This window comes from Lactobacillus sp. A27 (assembly GCF_016742815.1).
Lineage (GTDB): Bacteria > Bacillota > Bacilli > Lactobacillales > Lactobacillaceae > Lactobacillus > Lactobacillus gallinarum.
In genome coordinates this window covers 1-20,201 of sequence record NZ_JAEHNT010000052.1, presented here as the reverse complement: position 1 = coordinate 20,201, position 20,201 = coordinate 1, and the positions used below count along the sequence as shown (strand labels likewise).

At 37.3% G+C, this 20,201-nt stretch carries 16 protein-coding genes and 1 pseudogene; 4 read left to right on the top strand and 13 right to left on the bottom strand.

Annotated features, from left to right (window positions below; translation table 11 throughout):
- Positions 1-35: 35 nt before the first annotated feature.
- From ruvA to JEM49_RS07340, 6 genes are all read right to left on the bottom strand, one after another.
- Positions 36-626, bottom strand: a complete 591-nt coding sequence (gene ruvA / locus JEM49_RS07365; protein WP_098036893.1) for a Holliday junction branch migration protein RuvA — start codon at positions 624-626, stop codon at positions 36-38.
- Positions 627-629: 3 nt separating this feature from the next.
- Positions 630-2,540: a DNA mismatch repair endonuclease MutL gene (gene mutL / locus JEM49_RS07360; protein ID WP_201874437.1), complete on the bottom strand. Its 1,911-nt coding sequence runs from the start codon at positions 2,538-2,540 to the stop codon at positions 630-632.
- Positions 2,540-5,116, bottom strand: a complete 2,577-nt coding sequence (gene mutS / locus JEM49_RS07355) for a DNA mismatch repair protein MutS (RefSeq protein ID WP_446720536.1) — start codon at positions 5,114-5,116, stop codon at positions 2,540-2,542. The genes mutL and mutS overlap by 1 nt, the downstream gene beginning before the upstream one ends.
- A 188-nt stretch (positions 5,117-5,304) precedes the next feature.
- On the bottom strand, positions 5,305-6,933 hold the full coding sequence (gene groL, locus JEM49_RS07350; RefSeq protein ID WP_098037168.1) for a chaperonin GroEL: 1,629 nt from the start codon (positions 6,931-6,933) through the stop codon (positions 5,305-5,307).
- A gap of 52 nt (positions 6,934-6,985) precedes the next feature.
- Positions 6,986-7,270, bottom strand: coding sequence for a co-chaperone GroES (gene groES / locus JEM49_RS07345; protein ID WP_003627770.1), 285 nt, complete (start codon positions 7,268-7,270; stop codon positions 6,986-6,988).
- 168 nt (positions 7,271-7,438) lie between these two features.
- Complete coding sequence (locus JEM49_RS07340; RefSeq protein ID WP_201874421.1) at positions 7,439-7,972, bottom strand: hypothetical protein; 534 nt, start codon at positions 7,970-7,972, stop codon at positions 7,439-7,441.
- 304 nt (positions 7,973-8,276) lie between these two features.
- Between JEM49_RS07340 and JEM49_RS10805 the strand changes: the two genes are divergently transcribed.
- Positions 8,277-8,459 carry a hypothetical protein gene (locus JEM49_RS10805; protein WP_423788713.1) on the top strand — a complete coding sequence of 61 codons (183 nt, stop codon included), beginning with the start codon at positions 8,277-8,279 and terminating at the stop codon, positions 8,457-8,459.
- A gap of 85 nt (positions 8,460-8,544) precedes the next feature.
- On the opposite strand, the gene JEM49_RS07330 is transcribed toward JEM49_RS10805, so the two are convergent.
- Together JEM49_RS07330 and JEM49_RS07325 are read right to left on the bottom strand one after the other, a co-directional pair.
- Entirely contained in the window at positions 8,545-8,838 is a 294-nt protein-coding gene (locus JEM49_RS07330) for a hypothetical protein (protein ID WP_201874419.1), read from the bottom strand.
- Positions 8,839-8,975: 137 nt separating this feature from the next.
- A complete protein-coding gene (locus tag JEM49_RS07325; RefSeq protein ID WP_201874416.1) occupies positions 8,976-10,925 on the bottom strand; it encodes a sucrose-specific PTS transporter subunit IIBC in 1,950 nt (649 codons plus the stop codon).
- Between the two features lie 221 nt (positions 10,926-11,146).
- Between JEM49_RS07325 and JEM49_RS07320 the strand changes: the two genes are divergently transcribed.
- Positions 11,147-12,604, top strand: coding sequence for a sucrose-6-phosphate hydrolase (locus JEM49_RS07320; RefSeq protein WP_201874415.1), 1,458 nt, complete (start codon positions 11,147-11,149; stop codon positions 12,602-12,604).
- Positions 12,605-12,616: 12 nt separating this feature from the next.
- Positions 12,617-13,603, top strand: a complete 987-nt coding sequence (locus JEM49_RS07315) for a LacI family DNA-binding transcriptional regulator (RefSeq protein WP_201874413.1) — start codon at positions 12,617-12,619, stop codon at positions 13,601-13,603.
- A 33-nt stretch (positions 13,604-13,636) separates the two neighbouring features.
- On the opposite strand, the gene JEM49_RS07310 is transcribed toward JEM49_RS07315, so the two are convergent.
- From JEM49_RS07310 to JEM49_RS07300, 3 genes are all read right to left on the bottom strand, one after another.
- The gene (locus JEM49_RS07310; RefSeq protein ID WP_201874411.1) at positions 13,637-14,383 is read right to left on the bottom strand and encodes a LiaF transmembrane domain-containing protein; all 747 of its coding nucleotides are present in this window, start codon (positions 14,381-14,383) and stop codon (positions 13,637-13,639) included.
- Complete coding sequence (locus JEM49_RS07305; RefSeq protein WP_025005198.1) at positions 14,380-14,838, bottom strand: LytTR family DNA-binding domain-containing protein; 459 nt, start codon at positions 14,836-14,838, stop codon at positions 14,380-14,382. The genes JEM49_RS07310 and JEM49_RS07305 overlap by 4 nt, the downstream gene beginning before the upstream one ends.
- A 139-nt stretch (positions 14,839-14,977) precedes the next feature.
- Complete coding sequence (locus JEM49_RS07300) at positions 14,978-15,625, bottom strand: redox-sensing transcriptional repressor Rex (RefSeq protein WP_025005199.1); 648 nt, start codon at positions 15,623-15,625, stop codon at positions 14,978-14,980.
- 173 nt (positions 15,626-15,798) lie between these two features.
- Between JEM49_RS07300 and JEM49_RS07295 the strand changes: the two genes are divergently transcribed.
- Positions 15,799-17,712, top strand: coding sequence for an ABC-F family ATP-binding cassette domain-containing protein (locus JEM49_RS07295; RefSeq protein ID WP_201874409.1), 1,914 nt, complete (start codon positions 15,799-15,801; stop codon positions 17,710-17,712).
- Between the two features lie 98 nt (positions 17,713-17,810).
- Here the strand turns inward: JEM49_RS07295 and JEM49_RS07290 are convergent.
- Both JEM49_RS07290 and JEM49_RS07285 read right to left on the bottom strand, forming a co-directional pair.
- A pseudogene (locus JEM49_RS07290) lies at positions 17,811-18,557 on the bottom strand (transposase).
- A gap of 470 nt (positions 18,558-19,027) precedes the next feature.
- A partial coding sequence (locus JEM49_RS07285) for a mucin-binding protein (protein WP_201874407.1) occupies positions 19,028-20,201 on the bottom strand: 1,174 nt, incomplete at its 5' end.

The following is a 20,201-nucleotide window of genomic DNA, read 5'->3' as shown; positions in this document are numbered from 1 at the left end:
CTCACTTATATCAATATTTACTATTATAGCAAGATCTACTTCTTAAGCAGTAATGCTAAACCTTTTTTAATGTATTGATCGGCTGTATCTGCATTAACTTCTTCAAGCTTAGGAGTAATGCGGTCGACTTCTTTTTGAGTATAACCTAAAGCAATTAATGCTAACAAAGCATCATTCAATGCTGGCGAGATATTTCCTTGTTCTTCATCTTGACGATCAAGTCGAGCAACATAATCGCCTAGCTTGCCCTTCAAATCAAGCACAATCTGAGACGCCGTCTTTTTGCCGACACCAGGAAAACGAGTTAAATATTTTACTTCTCCCTGTTCAATTGCTTCGGCTAAAGAGTTGGCATCTTCAGCTGCCATGATTGCTAAGGCACTCTTAGGACCAATCCCACTAACGCTTAAGAGTTTAAGAAAGAGCCCCTTATCATCTTCACTTTGAAAACCATAAAGAGTAATTCCTGTATCTCTTACAATTTGTTCAATAAAGATCTTAGCTTTATCTCCCTTTTGGTAAGCAAAAGGAGTTGGGCTATATACTTTATAACCTACGCCATTTACATCGACTACGATATAACTTGGTGTAATAACTGTAACTATTCCTTCAAAATATTCGTACATTTATTATTCATCCTTCTTGAACATTTTTCTTAACTCGTTCTGACTTATCCGCACTAAAATTAACTGACCATCTGCATCATGATAAGGATCGGACGTTTTACGCAGATCCGCAATAATTTGTGCACCTTCTGCAGCGGATAAATTGATTTTACCTTTAACATTGCGTTTAGCTTCTAACGCTGCTACTCGCTTAAATAAATTTTGTGATTTACCCTTATCAAGATTCAAATAATTATCCAAAATTTCACGGATGGATTCTTCGACATGCTCATGAATCCATGTAGGATACGAACGCACAATAAAACTATTTTGACCAAATTCATCTAAATAAATGCCTAGTTGCTTAATTTGATCAATTTTATCTTTAATTTGCAAAAAATCCAAATTACCAAATTCCAACACAATCGGTGTCAGCAAACCTTGCTGCACTATTTTTTTAGAAGTAATAGTTTGATAGATTTGTTCAAATTGAAGACGGCGTCTGGCGGCCACTTGATCAATCAAATATAAGTCACCATCATTTTCAGCCAGTATATACGTATCCATTTTTCCAACATAAGCAAGGCGCGGCAAATTATTGGCTAAAGTTTCATCCCCCGTCGAAATAACTTCTTGATCTACCTTTTTATTGCTAAACGGCATCAATTTTTGTTGCAAGGCAACATTCTCATCCCAGGTTTTAGTAATGATATATTGATCATCCTCACGTGGGATATTGATATCCACATAGTTATGCGCAGTTTCTTTTTTAGGCTCCTCAACTTTTTTGGCTTCTTGTTTTACTAAAAACTCTGGCTTCTCAGCTTCTTCATGAACTTCCGGCGTCTTACGCGTTGTATTGACAACGTCTTGATTGAGGTTGAACTCTAATTGATCAACTAAAGTTTCACGTTTATTTTCTAAATTGGCAAAACCGCTACTTTGTTCAGCTTTATCTAGTAAAGCATCGCTAATGGCACCAGTGATCAGACGACTAAGTTCTTTTTCTTTAGATAAACGTACCTCTTGCTTAGTGGGATGGACGTTCACATCTACTAATAATGGATCAACATGAATAGCGATCACAACAATAGGATAATGACGCGCCGTTAATTTTGAACCGTAGCCATCCATAATGGCATTATTCAATTGAAAATTCTTGATATAACGGCCATTCAATAAGATCGAGATAAAGTTGCGCGTAGAACGAGTTAATTCCGGCTTGGACATTAATCCTGTAATCTTAAAATCACTGTCTTTTGCTTCAAAACTTTCCATTTTTTCAGCAATATGACGGCCATATACATTAGCGATCGTCTGTTTTAAATTGCCATTGCCAGTTGTTCTGAGTAAAACTTTACCCGTATTTGACAAGGTAAACGAAACTTGCGGATAACCTAAAGATAAACGGTTAATAATATCCACAATTTTCATAATTTCAGTCCGTGGACTACGTAAATACTTTAATCGCGCAGGCGTGTTAAAGAATAGGTCTCGAACTGTAATTTTAGTTCCTTTTTGTGACGCTGCATCTTCTTGGCCTTTTTTACTGCCGCCACTAAATTCTGCCTTAATCCCAATCGCATTTTCTGTGGCTGTCACAATTTCGACATGACTAACAGCGGAAATTGAAGCTAAAGCTTCACCACGAAATCCTAAAGTAGAAACCTTGAACAAATCATGCTCATTGTTAATCTTGCTTGTGGCATGCCTAGTAAATGCTAAATCTACTTGATCACGTGCAATTCCAGTTCCATTATCTTGGACTACAATTTGCTTTAATCCGGCATCAATAAAATCGACTCTAATTCTCGTTGCACCAGCATCAAGTGAATTTTCCACAAGTTCTTTAACTACACTAGCCGGACGCTCTATTACTTCACCCGCTGCAATCTGATTAGTTAAATTTTCAGATAGCTCGTGAATTTTAGCCATTACTTATCATCCTTCAAGTCCTTTTGCCAATCAGCTACCATTTGCATGATTTGCAATGGTGTCTTATCAGCTAAATAAAGATTAGAAATATCATCAAGCACATCTTGTTCCGCATCGGTCATCGGACTATTTTCACTGTCATTATCTTCAATTTCATCAGAATCCGTTGCTGGTTGGGCAAATAAATCAAGTTGCTGACTAACTGGTGCCAGTTCACTCCCCTGTGCTTCTAAGCGCTTCAATAATTTAGTTGCTTCACGTAAAACGGCACGTGGCAAGCCAGCAAGCTGTGCAACGTGGATACCATAACTTTGATCAGCAGGACCTGGCAAGATTTTATGTAAGAAAATCAACTTACCATTTTCTTCGGTCGCCCCAACGTGAATATTTTTTAAATGATCGAGTGTTTCATCAAGGCTGGTTAATTCATGATAGTGCGTAGCAAAAAGTGCCTTGGCACCAACTTTATCATGCAAGTATTTAACAATAGCACCCGCTAAGGCCATACCATCATAAGTAGCCGTACCACGTCCAATTTCGTCAAATAAAACTAGACTGCGCTTCGTAGCATATTGCAAAGCATCGTTTGCCTCGCTCATTTCCACCATGAAAGTACTTTGACCAGAAATCAAATCATCAGCTGCACCAATACGAGTAAAAATTTGATCAAAGATAGGTAAAGCTGCACTATCAGCAGGGACAAATGAACCAACTTGCGCCATAATGGCAATTAACGCCATCTGCCGCATATAAGTACTCTTACCTGACATGTTTGGTCCAGTAATCAAAAAGATATTTGTAGCAGAATCCATCTTCACATCATTAGGAATATATGAACCTGCAGTCATTACTTTTTCCACAACCGGGTGACGACCATTAACGACGTCAATATCTTGACTATCAGTGTGGAAAGATGGGCGACAATAATTGTTTTGTTCAGCAACTGTAGCGAAGCCACAATAAACATCTAAGGCAGCTAATTGATTACCCAATTTTTGCAAAGCAGGAATGTACTTCTTGACTTCATCACGCAATTGAACAAATAAATCATATTCAAGATCAGTTGAACGAGTCTGCGCCTCTAAAATTAAATTTTCATGCTCTTTCAACTCTGGAGTAATGTAGCGTTCTGCATTAGTTAAAGTTTGCTTACGAGTATAGCGATCAAGAGGCACCTTACTCTTGTTACCATTAGATACTTGAATATAGTAGCCAAAGACCTTATTGAAACCGACTTTCAAGTTGTCAATGCCTGTCTTTTGACGTTCATCAGTTTCCATCTGAACAAGCCACTTTTTACCATTGTTCATGGCATCCCGATAGCGATCGAGTTGTTTATCCACACCATCTCTAATTAATCCACCGTCTGTGGTTAAAAGTGGTGGATCTTTTACTAGAGTAGTAGAAATTAATTCAGCAACACCCTTTAAAGGATCAATTTTTTTGGCGAAATCTGTCAAAACATCACTGTCAGATTGATTAAGTGCATCAAGAATAACCGACACTGCTTGCAAAGAACGCGACAATTGCAATAATTCACGGGCATTAACATTGCCAAAGGCAATTCGTCCTGTTAAACGTTCTAGGTCATATACACCTTTTAAGGCATCAATCACATTTTCTCGGGTAAAATAGCCATCAAGTAATGCTTGAACCATTTCTTCACGATGATTAATGATATCCACATTTAACAATGGACGGGCCAACCATTGCTTGAGTAGACGACCTCCCATGGCGGTATGGGTCTTGTCTAATATCCAGAAGAGTGACCCCATCTTTTTACCGGTCTTAGCTGATGCCACTAATTCCAAATTGTTTTGTACAGTATGTGACATCTGCAAATACTGATTTACTTCATAGCTCTTAGCAATTTGTAAGTGAGCTAAGCTTCGCTTTTGCGTTGAAAGCAAGTAACCGACTAATTGACGTGTTGCCTCTTTTTCGGCTGTATTGGTCAAATTCTGTTCAACATACGAAATTTCCGCATGCTCGCCTTCAATTGGTGTAGGTGCTGAAACCGTAATATTTGCCTTGTGCATAAAGTCCTTGTTTTGTTCAGTTAATGGGCCGTTATACACAACTTCTCTTGTTCTCAAAGACAAAAGTTCATTAGAAACTGCGGCAAAGCTCTTCAAATGAGTAGAATAAATTTCACCGGTGGATAAATCACTGTAAGCTAAACCGAAGCCACTTTTAGTAGTAACTACAGAAGTTAAATAATTAGAATCCTTGGCATCATTAGGTCCTTCATTCATCATGGTACCCGGAGTTACTAGTTGAATGATGCCTCGCTTCACCATGCCTTTAGCTTTTTTAGGATCTTCAAGTTGTTCACAAAGAGCTACTTTATACCCTTTTTCAACCAAAGTATTCACATAAGTATCCACAGCCATGTGCGGAACGCCAGCCATTGGAATAGGGTTCTTGGTCTTATTTGAGCGATGTGTCAAAGTTAATTCTAGAATCTGTGCCCCTTTAACCGCATCATCTTCAAACAATTCATAAAAATCTCCGACGCGATAAAAAAGAAAGGCGTCAGGATATTGCTTCTTTATTTCATAATATTGCTCCATCATAGGAGTTGTTTTCTCAGCCATTTACGTCCCTTTCCTATTTTCATCTAGAGTGAGTTACTGTTAAGTATTATACGCTATAAAGGAAGAGAAAAGAAAAACTTCGAAGCTGAACTTTTTTCAACTTCGAAGTTTTTAATATTTATTTGTTTTTTGAAATAGAGTGAGAGTGTTGTGCTAAAAAGCTACAATTACATACCCATTCCTGGTGCGCCTGCAGGGTTACCTGCTGGTTGTACTGGCTTTGGTTCAGGAATTTCTGCAACAACAGCTTCAGTAGTAAGAAGAAGAGCAGCAATTGAAGCAGCATTTTGTAAAGCAGTACGAGTTACCTTGGTTGGGTCGATAATACCAGCGTCAACCATGTTTTCCCACTTATCAGTAGCAGCATTGTAACCAATTTCGTTTTCTTGGTGTTCAAGCTTGTCTAAGATTACTGAACCATCTTTACCAGCGTTTTCAGCAATTTGACGAACTGGTGCGCTCAAAGCTCTAAGAACAATGTTGATACCTGTTTGTTCATCAGTGGTTTCACCCTTAACTTCACGAACAGCCTTTTCAACATTTACTAAAGCTGTACCACCACCAGCAACGTAACCTTCGTCAACGGCAGCACGAGTTGAGTTCAAAGCGTCTTCAATTCTGTAACGACGTTCCTTAAGTTCAGTTTCAGTAGCAGCACCAACGTGGATAACAGCTACACCACCAGTAAGTTTTGCAAGACGTTCTTGTAACTTCTTCTTGTCGAAGTCTGAAGTTGAGTCTTCGATTTGCTTTCTGATAGTGTCAACACGTTCGTCAATAGCATCCTTTGAACCAGCACCGTCAACAATAGTAGTTGAGTCCTTGGTTACAGTGATACGACGAGCTTGACCTAATTGATCAATCTTGGTGTCCTTAAGTTCAAGACCAAGATCTTCAGTGATAACAGTACCACCAGTTAATGCAGCGATATCTTGTAATTGTGCCTTACGACGGTCACCAAAGCCAGGAGCCTTAACAGCAACAACGTTGAAAGTACCACGAATCTTGTTCAAAACAAGAGTTGGAAGAGCTTCACCAGTTACGTCGTCAGCAATGATCAATAATGACTTACCTTGTTGAACGATTTCTTGAAGTAATGGCAAGATGTCTTGGATGTTTGAAATCTTCTTGTCAGTGATCAAGATGTAAGGATTATCAAGGTCTGCTTCCATCTTGTCGTTGTCAGTTACCATGTATTGTGATAAGTAACCACGATCAAATTGCATACCTTCAACTACTGAAAGTTCAGTATTAATACCACGTGAGTCTTCAATAGTGATAACACCATCGTGACCAACCTTTTCCATAGCGTCAGCAATCAAAGCACCGACTTCTTTAGAAGCTGATGAAACAGCAGCAACGTTAGCGATTTGGTCCTTTGATTCAACCTTGTGGCTGATCTTGTGAAGTTCATCAACAGCAGCCTTAGTAGCTTTTTCGATACCGCGACGAATGCCAACTGGGTTAGCACCAGCAGTAACGTTCTTCATACCTTCACGTACGATAGCTTGAGTTAAAACAGTAGCAGTAGTAGTACCGTCACCAGCGATGTCGTTAGTCTTTTGAGCTGCTTCAGCAACTAACTTAGCACCCATGTTTTCGTAGTGGTCTTTTAATTCGATTGACTTAGCAATAGTAACACCATCGTTAGTGATGTCTGGGTTACCATAGCTTTGTTCCAAAACAACGTTTCTACCCTTAGGACCAATAGTAGTCTTAACAGTATCAGCTAACTTATCAACACCCTTTAAAAGTGAACGTCTTGCGTTTTCTGAGAATTTAATATCTTTTGCCATAGGTTATCTATGCTCCTTAATCTCGTATTTTAATTTCTAATAATTGCGTCAATTATTTTGCAATTGCTAAAATGTCTTTTTCGTGAAGAACTAAGTACTTTTCACCTTCGTATTCAACGTTGGTGCCTGAATATCTATCGTAGAGAACTACGTCGCCTTTCTTAACTGACATAGGAATTTTTTCACCGTTTGATGCGTAAGCACCTTCACCTACGGCTACAACTTCACCTTCAGTTGGCTTCTTCTTAGCGTTAGATGCTAAAACAATACCACCAACAGTCTTTTCTTCTTCATCTTTAACTTTTACGATCACGCGATCACCGATTGGTTGTAACACGTTTAGTCCCCCTTATAATTAGTTTTCTTTTTTAAAATTTTGATATCTTTATCAGTGATTAGCACTCTTATTTCTTAAGTGCTAACTTACAAATATGATAATAACCTGTTTTATTAAAAAAAGCAAGAAAAAATTAGCACTTTTTATAAAAGAGTGCTAATTTTATTTTTAATTAAAAACTACAGTTAGTAAACCTTCAATAATGCCAGAGGTTAATCCCATCGCATAATATTGCTTATATGCATCCCAAAAGCTATTACATTCCCCTTTATCTTTACCATCAACGAAATAATATTTACCATTTTTCTTATTTCTAATGGTTTTAAGCAAAGCATAAAAGATTGCCAAAAATGCCATCAAAACAAAAAGAATAATCGGAAAGAAATAGCCAATAATATTTTGAAAATTATATGCCATCCCTGCTGCAATTACGATTAGCAAGTAAATTACGGCAACCAGTGGATTGCAAATTAAACGTGGTGGCTTCACTTTCATGGATAATAAGATTGAAAAAAGCAGTGGCAAAATCAGAATAATTAATAAGGTCAGTGCATACACATTGTTAATATCTTTTACTTGGTTAGCAAAAGCATGATCTATCTTGCCCCAAAACATGCATAATAGACCAACTACCCAATAAACAGCAGTCATGATCCAAGTGATTTTTAGTGTTTCATTTTTCTTCTTTTTCATTCTCATCATCTCCCCTTTAATTAGCCAAAATTATAGCATGTTGTTAAGGTGTAACACTACTAATAATCAAAATTTAATCAACTCACATCTTTACTCTATTTCAGCATAAAAATCCAATTAGTTGGAATCTTTTGGTCAAATCAGCAAAAGAATTAAGTTAATTAGATTCTTGTTTTAAATAGACATACTAAAAAGCCCGCATATGCGAGCTTTTTGTCTTGTTCGTCTTCCTTTACAAACTAACTTTCGATATAATTACTTTCGCAGAAAGTTTTATGAGCAGTGGTTGTTTTACCTACTGGAGGTGAGGCCTATGGTCAATAAACTAGAGAAAGGGTTCAACCATGTCGGTTTACGATTGCATTTCTTTGATGCTTTTGTTTGGGATGTTTGTGTTGGCGTTGCTGACCTACATCGATCATCACGACAAAAAATAAAAACGCCGCTCAATTTGATAACTTTGGAAGAGTTATTGAGCAACGTTTCTGACGTCTAAATAATATCGACCACCGCTCTTAAAGCGGGCTGCAAAGGAGATCATTGTGTCTCCTTTTTCTTTACTTAAATTATAGCATATTTTACTAGTTACTATTATCAATTCCACCTAATCTAGCATATTTATAAATGACCGCAGAATTTTTATGTACAAAATCCTCAAAAGAAGCAATTTGCTCATTGCTAAACCACTCATTATAAAGCCACTTATAACTAGGAAGTGTAATTCTAGCTTCTCTAAACCCATTTTCTATTGGCTGTTCGAAATTAATTAAAACAGTATTATCTGGTTTAATTTCCGAATGAGTAACTATTGTTTCATCAGGCAATTCAATGTATGGATATAGCATTTCCTCACCTTTTCCTGTAAGTAAAACCATTATTTTTCTCCTTTCATTTTACCTATCCAACTATTAATTACGCAAAAAAGACACCAAGAAATGATCTTTCTTAGTGTCTTCTTTATTTTATCTATCGTTCTAACTTTTTTGTTTTCTAGAGAAGAGTAAATTAATGATTAATTATGAGCTGTCACAGCGATCAACTTATCACCGTGCTTGTCGCTAGCGTCAGTAATGCGTTGAACATTTGCGTAGTTAGCAGTGTTAGTGATGACTACCATAACAGTAGTGTCGTAGCCTGCCTTCTTCACAGCATCAAGGTCAACTGTACCAAGCTTATCGCCCTTTTCAACTCTTTGACCTTGTTTTACAAAGCTTTCGAAGTGTTCACCCTTAAGGTTTACAGTATCAAGACCGATGTGGATTAAAACTTCAGCACCATCATCTGACTTAATACCATATGCGTGCTTAGTTTCATAAGCAATAGTTACAGTACCAGTAACTGGTGAGTAAATTGTGCCATCACTAGGGATAACAGCGGCACCGTCACCCATCAACTTAGCTGAGAATACTTGATCATTAACCTTAGTTAAGCTTTCTGGAGTACCGTCAACTGGTGAAGCAATAACTTCATCCTTTAATGATAATTGTTCTTTTGAAACTTTTTCTGCTTTTTGATTTTCTTCAGCTTGAGTAGTTGCGTCATTTACTGGTACGTCTTGACTTGCAACTTCTTCCTTCAAGTGACCCTTACCGTAAACATAAGTAAGAATGAATGCAACTGCAAAACTGATTGCTACAGAAACAATCCACATTGGAATAGTCTTTGGATAAATTGAAAGGAATCCAAGGAAACCAGCTGAACCAAGGGCAGCTGCAGTTACGTGCATTGCACCAGCAAATGCGGCAGCAACACCTGAACCGATCAAAGCACAGAAGAATGGGAACTTGTACTTCAAGTTAACACCGAAAAGTGCTGGTTCAGTAATACCAAGAAGTGCTGAAACACCTGATGAACTTGCTAAACCCTTCATCTTTTCGTTCTTAGTTAAGAAGTAAACTGCGAAAGTTGCGGCACCTTGAGCAACGTTAGCCATACATGCGGTAACAAAGATAAAGTCACCAGAACTTGCTGGATTCTTAGCAAAGGCTGCCAAAAGTTGAGTTTCAACAGCTGGGAAACTTTGGTGAAGGCCAGTAGTAACAATTGCTGAATAAGTCAAACCAAAGACACCCATACCAAAGGCACCAGTAGTGTTGTAAAGCCATACGATTGCATTAGTAATAGCGTCTGAGATACCCTTGAAGACTGGTCCAATAATTACAAAAGTAAGGAAACCAGTAATCATAATTGAAAGAAGTGGTGTAAAGGTAAAGTCAACTGCAGACGGAAGCCATTTGTGGAATCTCTTTTCCAAAATTGATAATACCCAAACTGATACTAAGACAGGAATAACTTGGTATTGGTAGTTAGTTTGTGCAACATGTAAACCAAAGATATCCCAAAACTTAGTAGCACCACCCAAGTTAGGTGTGGTCATAATCATACCGATTGCAGCACCCAAGAATTGGTTAGCTCCAAACCTTTTAGCCGCCGACATACCTACCAGAATTGGCATAAAGATAAATGGAGCAGCTGACATGACTTGGATCATGTTAGAAAGGCCGGCAATATTAGGTGCCATTTGAACAACTGACTTAGAACCAAATAGTCCTGGTGAAGTCAAGAAGTTGTTCAAAGCCATCAACAAACCACCAGCAACTAAGGCTGGAATGATTGGAACAAAGATGTCAGACAAAAGTTTAATGAAATCCATTACTGGATTCTTCTTTTTACCTTCTGCAGCAACCTTCTTCAAATCATCGGTTGATAATTCTTTCAAGCCAGTGATCTTAATGAATTCATCATAAACATCATTAACATCTCCTGGCCCAATAATTACTTGATATTGACCATTGGTCTTAAAAGTACCTTTAACATCTGAATCATTATCCAATGCCTTTTGGTCAACCTTTGAATCATCTTTTAAAACTAAACGCAAACGAGTAGCACAGTGTGCACCAGCAATAATATTATCGCGGCCCACATCTTTAATTACTCGTTCAGCCACCTTTTTGTGGTCCATATTTGTTTCCTCCTATGTAAACGCTTTATTTTTAATTCACTAACTATGATAACGCATTCATGAAATATGTCAATCGTTTGACAGAAATTTCTTTATTTATTTTACAGACTTATGACTTAATAAGCCAATTTTGCTGATATAAAATATGATAAACGTTTGACACATTTTTTATTATCTACTAAAATACAAATGAAAGATAACGCTTACACGGAGGCAAAATTATGGAATGGACAAGAGAAAAACGTTATTTACCTTATAGTAAATGGGATGCAGAGACCTTACTTGACTTACAAGCAGAGGCCGCAAATTCCGCTTATCAAATGCATTACCATTTACACCCTATTTCAGGTTTAGTTAATGATCCAAATGGATTTTCTTATTTTAATGGTGAATATCACCTGTTTTATCAATCATATCCGTTTGGTTCTGTTCACGGTTTAAAATCATGGGTCCACTTCAAGTCTCAAGACTTAGTTCACTGGATCAATCTCGGCTTAGCTGTTAAGCCTGACAGCATGGCAGATTCACACGGTGCCTACTCAGGTTCTGCTCGTGAAATCGACGGCAAATTATTCTTAATGTACACAGGTAATCACCGTGATGAAAACTGGGTTCGCACTCCTTACCAAATTGGTGCTTGGATGGATAAAGATGGTGTCGTCAAAGACAAAACTGTTTTATTCAAGAATCCTGATCACATCACTGAACATTTCCGCGATCCTCAAATTCTTAAGGAAAATGACACTTACTATGCGATTTTAGGTGCACAAGACAAAGCTGAAAAACACGGTCATATTGATGTTTGGAAATCTAAGGATCTTAAGAATTGGGAAGAATTAGGCTTCTTAAACTTATCAGATCACGATTTAGGCTACATGATTGAATGTCCTAACATTGTTCGCGTCGGCGGTAAAGTCGTAGTCATTTTCTGCCCTCAAGGTTTAGATAAAAAGATTGCAGACTATGATGATATTTACCCTAACATGTATGTGATTGCCGATGACATTGATTTTGAAAATCACCGTTTAATCAACCCAGGTCCTTTACACAACCTCGACGAAGGCTTCGATGTTTATGCTACACAAGCATTTAACGCCCCTGATGGTACTGCATACGAAGTTAGCTGGGTTGGTTTGCCTGATACCACTTACCCAACCGATGATGAAAATTGGGCTAACTGCTTAAGCCAAGTTAAGAAGTTGAGTATTCATGATGGCAAACTAATTCAAGAACCAGTTGAAACTATCAAGTCATTACGCAGAAATGAAGAAAAAGTTAGTGGTAAGACAATAAAAGAAAATACTACCGGCCAATATGAATTAAAGTTAAATATTTCAGCTAACCAAACTGGCACTTTGCGCCTTGCTGCTAACGATGATTTAAGCGAAAGCTTGCAAATCAAGTTTGATACCAACGATGGAAAATTAACTTTGGATCGTGCTCAGGCTGGGAAGAAAGTAGCAGTTGATTATGGCACCACTAGATCTACTAGCTTTACTCCACACGAAGACTTAAAACTTGATATTTTTGTCGATCACTCATTAGTAGAAATTTTCGTTAACGGTGGCGAACATGTTCTAACTGGCAGATTTTTCACTGATCCAGTTAACCAACGAATTAAATTTGATCAAGATACAAATTATCAAGGAACTTTCTACAATATGGAAATGATCCTTTAATAAGGTGATATTATGGCAGTAAAATTGACAGATGTTGCACAAAAAGCTGGTGTTTCAGTAACAACTGTCTCTCGAGTAATTAATAATCATGGCTATTTAAGCGATAAAACCAAACATAAAGTTTTCACAGCTATGAAAGAATTAAATTATCAACCTAATTCCCTTGCTCGATCACTTCAAGGCAAAAAAATGAAATTAATTGGATTGATTTTCCCAGAAATAACCAATCCATTTTTTGCGGAACTAATACAAGATATCGAAAGCATTTTATTTGAAAAGGGATATAAGATAATCCTTTGTAATGCTCAAAGAGATAAAGAAAAAGAACGTGCCTACCTAAAAATGCTCTTAGCCAACCAGGTTGATGGTATTATTGCCGGAGCTCATAATTTAGGAATCGAAGAATATCAAGAATTAGGATTGCCGATTGTTTCTTTTGATCGTAAATTATCCGAAAATGTACCTATTGTCAGTTGTGATAATTATCAAGGAATCAAATTAGCAGTACATGATTTAATTCAAAGTGGTTGTCATAAAATTTTCTTTTTAGGAAATAAACAATTAAAAGGTAACCCCACAGACCAAAGATTAAAGGCCTATTTAAACGAAGCAGAAAATTTAAATTTTACTCCCCACATTCGTTCAGTAGCATTTTCTGATTCTACATTATTGAAAAATATAACTATTCACGAAATGCTGCAAAATGATCATCCTGATGGTGTTGTTTGCACAGATGATTTAACCGCAATCTTAGTTTTACAAGAAGCACGAAAGTTAGGATTAAAAGTACCTGAAGATTTAAAAGTAATTGGCTTTGATGGTACTAAACAAATTCAAACTTACCATTCTGAATTATCAACAATTGCTCAACCCATCAATGATATAGCCATTTTGTTAGTTAAACTTTTGCTTCAAAGAATTAGTGATCCTAATAAAGAACTTAACAAAAAGCATTACATCTTACCTGTTAAATTAATTAAAAGTTTAACAACCGCATGAAAATAAGGCTTGGAGATTTCCAAGCCTTATTTTTTAGACATATTCTATTTTGATATCACTCATGCTCGAACGACCTTGAATAATTAAAGTTGGTCCACCACCGTTAGACGTACCATCAATTTCAAAATCACCTGACATGAAAGTAGATGCCATGTTGCTTTCTACCTGCCATGATAATGGTAAATAGATCGTCAAATCTGTCATTGTTATATTGACATTCATTGTCACTGTTTCATTTGCTGCCTGAGCATCATCTAAGTATAAGTTAACATCACTCATTTTAGCATTCACATCAATTGTCTCTAGTGCTTTAGAATGAATATAACGAGAAGTGTCTGACATAGTTTGATCAACTACTACATGAGAACCTTGTTCTTTGCTTACTGTATCAGTAAAGATATGATCTGTAAGATTTTCTCTTTTGTCCCTAAAGTTTTTAATTTTCTTATTTGCATAAACCACCGTATGAAATCGATTGCGAAAAATAATCCCCAATCCAATTGAAATTAGGACTGCTGCAAGTAAAATAGTCCACGGTACTAACCGAGTAATATGTAGTGGTTCAGCGAAAATCATTAAAATGAACGCAACGGAAAAGACACTCTCAGTGATCCGCCGATTAATTAATCCATCTAATAAACTGATTGCAAAAATCACTGTCCCAATCGCAGCCCAGAACCCTAGTCTGTAAGTCCAAATCCCCATTTGGTTTAAAACTACAAACAATGCACAGGCAATAAAGAAGAGGCCCCAAAAAGCTCGTCCCAATTTACCTCTCATTGAAAATTCCTTCTTTCTTCTAAACGATTACGCAAATCACGATAATAATGCCGCGATACATAGACCGTTTTATATGATTCTTCAAATTTAATCTGACAGTTAGAAATCGAACGTGTAATGGCATATATTTTATCCAAATTCAAAATAGTAGATTTAGCTACTCGCATAAAATTGCCGCCCAATATATCTTCTAACTCATACAATTTGTATTTAACTTGATAAGCATTTTTCGTCGTATGAGCCATGACGATCTTACTGTCAGTTTCAAAGAAAAGGATGTCGCTTAAATTCAAATAATAAGAAACATCATCTTTGATAGCTTCGATCTGCTCAAGATTAGGCGTTTGTTTCTGCAAGGCATGATACAATTGTTCAATTTCTGGCGTTAATTCCGAAGCATTAATAACTATTTCTGTCTCCTTTTGATTAGGATCAATATTTAATTTTACCTTCAAGCTTCATCCCTCCCTTCGACTTAACTATATTAAACTAAGAATCTTGCGTGAAAACTAGCTATTTAGACTAAGTGGTCAATTTTCATGACTAAGAGGTAAAAAAAGACTACCTTTCATTTAGAAAAGTAGTCTTTTAAGATTATAATTCATCGTTCTTTTGCTTTTCAGAATCTAAAAAGTAAATCAATGTTTGCAATTCTGTTGCCAAATCTACATTTTGCACTCTTACACTTGCAGGAGCAGATAATCTAATCGGTGTAAAGTTCATAATTCCCTTAACTCCCGCATCTACCATTTCATCAGTAGTCTTTTGGGCAGCGGTTGAAGGAACAGTTAAAATAGCAATTGAAATTTGTTGATCACTTAATTGCTGCTTTAAATCTTTCATATCGTAAACAGGAACGCCGCTTAGAATACGACCTGTAATTTTTTTATTAATATCAAAAGCACAAGAAATTCTAATATTGTTGCTTCGCTTAAAATTGTAATTAAGTAACGCTCTTCCCAAGTTACCAACACCAACTAAAGCAACGTTTGTCAATGTATCTTGATTTAAAATCTTTTTGAAAAAGCTCAGCAAATTCTTTACATCATAACCATATCCGCGCTTACCTAAAGCACCAAAATATGAGAAATCTCTTCTAATCGAAGCACTGTCAACTTGAACTGCCTCAGATAGTTCAGTGGAAGAAACCTTATCCTTGCCTTCTTCATTTAAAATGATCAAATAACGATAATATAAAGGTAGTCTTTTTGCTGTTGCTTTTGGAATTTTTATTCTATCCATAATAGAAGCCCCCAACTGTATTTCATGTTTGTGAATGCACAATCAAGCATATCTATCATACCTGTTAACATGGTGTTTGTCCAAATATATTTTTCACAAAGATTATTTTTCACATGTATTTAGTATTCGATCACTTTCTACCATATGGTAGAATAATGGTTAGGTGAAAAATTATGATTATTGCACAAGGACACGATTTAGAACAACAATTTGGTGCCAACACTTTATTTAAAAATGTTACTTTTTCAATCGATTCTAATGCCCGAATCGGTTTAGTTGGTCCCAACGGGGTCGGTAAAACTACCCTATTAAAAATTATGACAGGCGAGCAAGAACCAACTCACGGTGAATTCACTGTTAACAAGGGCATTGATGTAGGTTACATTGCTCAGGAAAATGCATTAAACGAAGACAAGACCATTTGGGATGAAATGGAATCTGTTTTTGCACCCTTAATAAAGGAAGCAAAAAGTTTAACTCACATGCAAGAACAAATTGCGGAACATCCCCAAGACCAGGAACTGCTTAAGCAATATGACCAAAAGCAATTTGCTTTTGAACAAAAAGGCGGTTATACCTACCAATCAGATATTAAGAGTATCCTGAATGGTTTCAAGTTTCCAGAAAATACTTGGCAAAAGAAGATTGGCAGCCTTTCTGGCGGTGAAAAGACTAGATTAGCTTTCGTAAAGTTGCTTCTGCGTAAGCCCGCATTGCTTTTGCTAGACGAACCTACCAACTACCTTGACTTGGATACGCTTGATTGGTTGGAAGGCTTTTTGAAGAACTATAGCGGTGCAATTTTGGTTGTATCCCACGACCAGTACTTCTTAGATCATTTGGCAACTCAAATCTTCGAATTGCAATTTGGTAAATTAACTCCATTTAAGGGTAATTATTCTGCTTACGTAATGCAGCGTGAACAACGTGATAAAGATCAAGAGGCAGCATATGAAAAGCAACAGGCCGAGATCAAAAAAGACGAAGAATTTATTCAAAAGAATTTAGTAAGAGCTACTACTACCAAACGTGCTCAGAGTCGTCGTAAAAAGCTTGAAAAAATCGAACGAATCAAGCCACCAAAGCATAAGAACAAGGTTCGAATTCACTTTAATAGCGAGCGCCCTTCTGGTAAGGAAGTTTTAATTCTTAACGATTTAACTATTGGCTATCCAGACAAAACAATGGTTAGTGATATTTCCTTCCAAATTAATAAAGGTGATCGTGTAGCTATTATTGGACCAAATGGTATCGGTAAATCTACATTACTTAAAACCATTATGAAACAATTGCAGCCTAAAGGTGGTTCCATTAAATACGGCGCATCTTTAGACATCGGGTATTATGATCAGGAATTGCAAAGACTTGATCCTTCTAAGACCGTTTTGGACACTGTTTGGGATCGTCATAAGACAATGCCAGAACGTGATGTTCGTTCAATCTTGGCCAGTTTTCTTTTTACTGCTAAAGATATTGATAAAACTGTCGGACAACTATCCGGTGGTCAAAAAGCCAGATTAACTTTAACAGTTCTTTCTCTTGAACACGATAACTTCTTGTTGATGGACGAACCTACCAACCACTTGGATATTGAAGCAAAAGAAGTGCTTGAAAAAGCACTAAAAGACTTCGATGGCACTTTGCTCTTCGTTTCTCACGACCGTTACTTCATTAATCAATTAGCTAATAAAATTGTTTCTGTTAGAAATAGTCACGCCAAGATATATAATGGTAATTATTCTTACTATCTTGATGAAAAAGCAAAGCAAGAAATAGCTGCCTCACCTTCAACAGAAGTTCAACCTACTAAACAAGTCAGCCAGCAAAAGCTTTCTTACCAAGAACAAAAACAGCGTGATTCACAAAAGAGAAAATTGCAGCGCGCAATTGACAAAGCTGAACAAAAGATTGAAGAATTAGAAGAACAAGAACAAAGTATTCAAAATGAAATGGCAAATCCTGATATTGCTTCCAATTTTGATAAGCTTGGACCACTTCAAGAGCAATTATCTGATGTTCAAAAACAGCTAGATGATGCAAATAACGCTTGGGAAAAGGCAATCGAAGAAATGGATAATTTTGAATAACATATCTAAAGACTTCCACAATATGTGGTAGTCTTTTTTGTGTTTATGGCTATATTAAGTAACGGATTTTATTATTCAATATCCTTATACGCGTGGTGTTAGTTGAATCGTTCTAGGCAATAAGCTAAGTTATAGGTTAATATCGCAATCTCTAATCGACTTTGAAAGCCTATCAGACTGCGAGCTTGATTGTTCTCCGCATTGTAATAGGTCAACAGCGAAAAGTCGCTTTCAATCGTTCTACGAATCGCCATTAATTGATGATCGTTGTGCTCCTTTGCTCCTGCCATGTTCTTACGATACGGCGTCCAAAGCTCATAGCTCATTTGTTTCAGCTGCTGATGCAGCTCTTTGCCTAAATAGCCATCATCGCTGACAATGGCATGAACTTTGAAGCCATAGTAATAGACTTTCTTGGTCGCCTTGTAGCCGATATTGGCATAGCCACGAAAAATTCTGACGCGATAGTTGCGAATCGGCTGACAGACAGGCACCGGAAATCTATCGATGATTAGGAATTGACCGCTTAGATCGACTTTTCGGTTCATTTTTTGCCGTATCAGACAGATCAATTACAGCAGTTGACGTGAACGACGATTGAAACGCGAATGGGATAGACAGTCGAAGACTTCGCAAAATCTTCTCTGGGATTCGATGCCCGATTTAGCTTGCCAAATAAGCAAAGCTAAAAGCAGACTGTCGGAAATCTTGGCTTGCTTTAGATTTCGACGATTCGAGAATTTAGCCGGAGCATACAAACGATACCAATGGCAACAGATGATAACTAAATCTTTGAAACTAACCTGTAAATGGTGACTAAAACGATTAAGATTAAGGAAGTTCAATCAGATCAGACTCTTTTCTTTTTAAATTTATAATTCAAGTCTAGTCCGATTGGACTTTTTTATTAACTAAAACGATTTAACTAGCACCACGCGTATATGTAGTCCAACCCGTGTAGTCTGGAAAAGCCGAAATTTTATACTCTTTTTGGTAAAAAATATTCATGAAAAGCTACACATATCAAGCTCTCTAGCCATTTAAAAAATGTAGTCTCTCAAAGTGCTATTCTAATATAAAATAAAAGTCTGAAAATGGTGGAAAACTTACACTGCCTTTAATCATTTTACCAATCAAAAACCAGGCACTACCGCTATTGATAGTACCCGGTCTTTCTCATATAGCCCCATTATTTTTTCTGAAGCAAAAATAGCTACACATAGACAGTGCAGCTATTTCACAAATTATTTTGGTATCCCTATTCGCAATCATCTGCAGGGATGCTTTTTCAATATTCAAATTTTACCTAAACCGTCTAGTCCTCTTTCTTTTTCTTCTCACTAAATCCAAACAAGCTTGCTAGCGACAAAGTCAATAATCCTAAGATACCTAGTTTATTGCCCTTTTCACCCGTCTGTGGTAAAGTTTCAGCTTTCTTTTCGCCTTTATTGTTAACAACCGTCGTACTAGTGCTATTAACTACAGCTTTAGGATTACTCTGCTTTGAAGCATCCTTTGTAGCTAATTGAACCTTAGTTCCATTACGCTTAGTAGTAGCTGTAGCCTTAGGCTTCACAGTTGAAGATCTCTTAACAGTCTTATTAACTTCAGTAGTCTTGTTGGTCTGCTTGCTATCCCGCTTCTTTTGAGGTGAATTACCAGAGTGTGGGCGTACAACGTCAGGATTATCATCCGGAGTCGCAGGCTGTTGCGGCTCTTCAGGTGCCTTAGGCGTTACTGGATTGTCAGTTGGAGTAGTTGGCTCTTGTGGTTCAATATTCTTGCTGTAAGTTACCGTTCTTACTACATCATTGTCGCCATGAGCTACTTCTACTGCAGGTACCACGGCTTGATCTGGAGTGTAGCCTGGGATTTCTGGGGATGCAACTTCGGCGAACTTTTGTGATTTCGTCCAAGTTGCCTTTTCTTCTCCGGTTACCAAATCTTTGGTCCCTGTCTTCGTGAATACCAACGGCGTTGCTTGATAGTCATCATGAGCCTTGCTACCGTCTTCATAGACATAATGAATGGTTTCGTTTACCGTTACCTTTTCATTAATTGCCTTAATCTTATGAGTAAAGTGAGCAACGAAGACCTGATCCTTCTTTTCATCCGTATCGTACTTGCCGTATTGAACAGCTGATAAATCAGCGCCTGCTAATTGGTCAGTAGATTCAGGATCAGCGCCCTTTGTCACATTGACAAAGTTGTACTTGCTAAAGTCATAGCTGTTTGGAATGGTGAACCCTACCTGGCCATCAGTCTTGCCACTAGCATCAAGAATAGGTGCGGCATCGATGAATTTCTTCGCGGTATCGTCATAGAAGCGCAACTTTGCTTGTTGCTTATCAGCCGAATAGGTGACAGTAACTGTAGTGTCCTTATCACCATATTTAACAGCAGCTTGTGCAACCTGACTCTTATCAGGCGTATAGCCTGCTACTTCTGGCGTACCAACCGAGGCAAAGTTCTGATCAGCTACATCGTTC